Consider the following 4152-nt stretch of genomic DNA (forward strand, 5'->3'; position numbering starts at 1 on the left):
GGCAAGACCGGTGACGGTTGCGGTCTGCTGATTCAAAAGCCCGACGCCTTCCTGCGTGCGATTGCTCAGGAAACCTTCAGCGTCGAACTGCCCAAGCAATATGCTGTGGGCATGGTCTTCTTCAATCAGGATTCGGCAAAGGCCGAAGCCGCTCGCGAGAACATGAACCGCGAGATCCTCGCTGAAGGCCTGCAACTGATCGGCTGGCGCAAAGTGCCAATCGACACCAGCGTCCTCGGCCGCCTGGCCCTTGAGCGCCTGCCGCAAATCGAGCAGGTGTACATCGGCGGCGAAGGCCTAAGCGATCAGGACATGGCGGTCAAGCTGTTCAGCGCCCGTCGTCGTTCGTCGGTGACCAACGCTGTCGACAGCGACCACTACATCTGCAGCTTTTCGCACAAGACCATCATCTATAAGGGCCTGATGATGCCGGCCGATCTGGCCGCGTTCTATCCGGACCTGAGTGACGAGCGCCTGCAAACCGCGATCTGCGTGTTCCACCAGCGCTTCTCCACCAACACCTTGCCGAAATGGCCGCTGGCTCAGCCATTCCGCTTCCTCGCCCACAACGGCGAGATCAACACCATTACCGGTAACCGCAACTGGGCTCAGGCCCGTCGGACCAAGTTCACCAATGATCTTATGGATCTGGAAGAACTCGGCCCGCTGGTTAACCGTGTCGGTTCCGACTCCTCGAGCATGGACAACATGCTTGAGCTGATGGTCACCGGCGGCATCGACCTGTTCCGTGGCGTGCGGATGATCATTCCGCCTGCGTGGCAGAACGTCGAAACCATGGACCCGGATCTGCGTGCGTTCTACGAGTACAACTCGATGCACATGGAGCCGTGGGACGGCCCGGCTGGCGTGGTCATGACCGATGGTCGCTACGCGGTGTGCCTGCTCGACCGTAACGGTCTGCGCCCGGCGCGCTGGGTTACCACCACCAACGGTTTCATCACCGTTGCGTCGGAAATCGGCGTCTGGAACTACCAGCCAGAAGACGTGATCGCCAAGGGCCGCGTAGGCCCGGGCCAGATCCTTGCCGTGGACACCGAAACCGGGCAGATCCTCGACACCGATGCGATCGACAACCGTCTCAAATCCCGTCATCCGTACAAGCAATGGCTGCGCAAGAATGCCCTGCGCATTCAGGCGACCATGGAAGACAACGACCACGGTTCGGCGTTCTACGACGTCGATCAGCTCAAGCAATACATGAAGATGTATCAGGTCACGTTCGAAGAGCGCGATCAGGTATTGCGTCCTCTCGGCGAGCAAGGCTACGAAGCCGTTGGCTCGATGGGCGATGACACGCCGATGGCCGTGCTGTCCCAGCGCGTTCGCACGCCGTACGACTATTTCCGTCAGCAGTTTGCGCAGGTCACCAACCCGCCAATCGACCCGCTGCGTGAAGCGATCGTGATGTCGCTGGAAATCTGCCTCGGTGCCGAGCGCAACATTTTCCAGGAGTCGCCGGAACACGCCTCGCGCGTGATCCTCAGCTCGCCGGTCATTTCCCCGGCCAAGTGGCGCTCGTTGATGAACCTCGACCGCCCGGGTTTCGAGCGTCAGATCATCGACCTCAACTACGACGAAAGCGTCGGTCTCGAAGCGGCGATTCGCAACGTCGCCGATCAGGCTGAAGAAGCCGTGCGCGCCGGTCGGACCCAAATCGTTCTGAGCGACCGCCATATCGCACCGGGCAAGCTGCCGATTCACGCCTCGATGGCGACCGGTGCGGTGCACCATCGCCTGACCGAAAAAGGCCTGCGTTGCGACTCCAACATCCTCGTTGAAACCGCTACCGCACGTGATCCGCATCACTTCGCGGTGCTGATCGGTTTCGGTGCCTCGGCGGTCTATCCGTTCCTGGCTTACGAAGTACTGGGCGACCTGATCCGTACCGGTGAAGTGTTGGGCGACCTCTATGAGGTGTTCAAGAACTACCGCAAAGGCATCACTAAAGGCCTGCTGAAGATTCTTTCGAAGATGGGCATCTCGACCATCGCTTCGTACCGTGGTGCGCAGCTGTTCGAGGCTATCGGTCTGTCCGAAGAAGTCTGCGACCTGAGCTTCCGTGGCGTGCCGAGCCGCATCAAGGGTGCGCGTTTCGTCGACATCGAAGCCGAGCAGAAAGCCCTCGCTGCCGAAGCCTGGAGCCCGCGCAAGCCGATCCAGCAGGGCGGTCTGCTGAAATTCGTCCACGGTGGCGAATATCACGCGTACAACCCGGACGTGGTCAACACCCTGCAAGCCGCTGTGCAGCAGGGCGACTACGCCAAGTTCAAGGAATACACCGCGCTGGTGGACAACCGTCCGGTGTCGATGATTCGCGACCTGTTGAAGGTCAAGACCCTCGACACGCCGTTGGACATCAGTGAAATCGAGCCGCTGGAGTCAGTGCTCAAGCGCTTCGACTCTGCCGGTATCTCGCTGGGCGCGCTGTCGCCGGAAGCTCACGAAGCCCTGGCCGAAGCCATGAACCGCCTCGGTGCGCGTTCCAACTCCGGCGAAGGCGGCGAAGATCCGGCACGCTACGGCACCATCAAGAGCTCGAAAATCAAGCAGGTTGCGACTGGCCGTTTCGGTGTGACCCCGGAATACCTGGTCAACGCCGAAGTGCTGCAGATCAAGGTCGCCCAAGGCGCCAAGCCGGGCGAGGGTGGTCAACTGCCGGGCGGCAAGGTCAACGGGCTGATCGCCAAGCTGCGTTATGCAGTGCCGGGCGTAACCCTGATTTCGCCACCGCCGCACCACGACATCTATTCGATCGAAGACTTGTCGCAGCTGATTTTCGACCTGAAACAAGTCAACCCGAAGGCGCTGGTCTCGGTGAAACTGGTTGCTGAAGCAGGCGTTGGCACCATCGCTGCCGGTGTGGCCAAGGCCTACGCGGACTTGATCACCATTTCCGGCTACGACGGTGGCACCGGCGCTTCGCCGCTGACCTCGATCAAATACGCGGGCGCACCGTGGGAACTCGGCCTGGCCGAAACCCACCAGACCCTGCGCGGCAACGACCTGCGCGGCAAAGTCCGGGTGCAGACCGACGGCGGCTTGAAAACCGGCCTCGACGTGATCAAGGCAGCGATCCTCGGCGCCGAAAGCTTCGGCTTCGGCACCGCGCCAATGATCGCGCTGGGCTGCAAATACCTGCGCATCTGCCACCTGAACAACTGCGCTACCGGCGTTGCCACGCAGAACGAGAAGCTGCGCAAGGATCACTACATCGGCACCGTCGACATGGTGGTGAATTTCTTCACCTACGTCGCCGAAGAAACCCGTGAGTGGCTGGCCAAGCTCGGCGTGCGTTCCCTCGAAGAGCTGATCGGCCGCACCGATCTGCTGGAAGTCCTCGAAGGCCAGACCGCCAAGCAACATCACCTGGATCTGACCCCGCTGCTGGGCAGCGATCACATTCCGGCGGACAAGCCGCAGTTCTGCCAGGTTGAGCGCAACCCGCCATTCGATCAGGGCCTGCTGGCCGAGAAGATGGTTGATTTGGCGACGTCGGCGATCAACGACATGAGCGGCGCCGAGTTCGACCTGGACATCTGCAACTGCGACCGTTCGATCGGCGCGCGGATCTCCGGCGAAATTGCGCGCAAGCACGGCAACCAAGGCATGGCCAACGCGCCGATCACCTTTCGCTTCAAAGGGACGGCCGGTCAGAGCTTTGGTGTGTGGAACGCCGGCGGTCTGAACATGTACCTGGAAGGCGATGCCAACGACTACGTCGGCAAAGGCATGACCGGTGGCAAGCTGACTATCGTGCCGCCCAAGGGCAGCGTTTATAAGACTCAGAACAGCGCCATCATCGGCAACACCTGCCTGTACGGCGCCACTGGCGGCAAGCTGTTCGCCGCTGGCACCGCAGGCGAGCGTTTCGCCGTGCGTAACTCCGGTGCCCACACGGTTGTGGAAGGCACTGGCGATCACTGCTGCGAGTACATGACCGGTGGTTTCGTCTGCGTGTTGGGCAAAACCGGTTACAACTTCGGCTCTGGCATGACCGGTGGTTTCGCCTACGTGCTCGACCAGGACAACAGCTTCGTTGACCGGGTCAACCACGAACTGGTGGAAATCCAGCGGATCAGTGGCGAGGCGATGGAATCCTATCGCAGCCACCTGCAAAACGTGCTGAACGAG

At 61.0% G+C, this 4152-nt stretch carries 1 protein-coding gene; it reads left to right on the forward strand.

Features of this window, described 5'->3' with window-relative positions; all coding sequences use genetic code 11:
* Positions 1-4152: glutamate synthase large subunit (gltB, locus tag ACIQVE_RS29245; protein ID WP_402815383.1), on the forward strand; the 4152-nt coding region annotated here is incomplete at both ends.

The sequence above is a fragment of the Pseudomonas sp. NPDC098747 genome, assembly GCF_044760045.1.
Taxonomy (GTDB): Bacteria; Pseudomonadota; Gammaproteobacteria; order Pseudomonadales; family Pseudomonadaceae; genus Aquipseudomonas.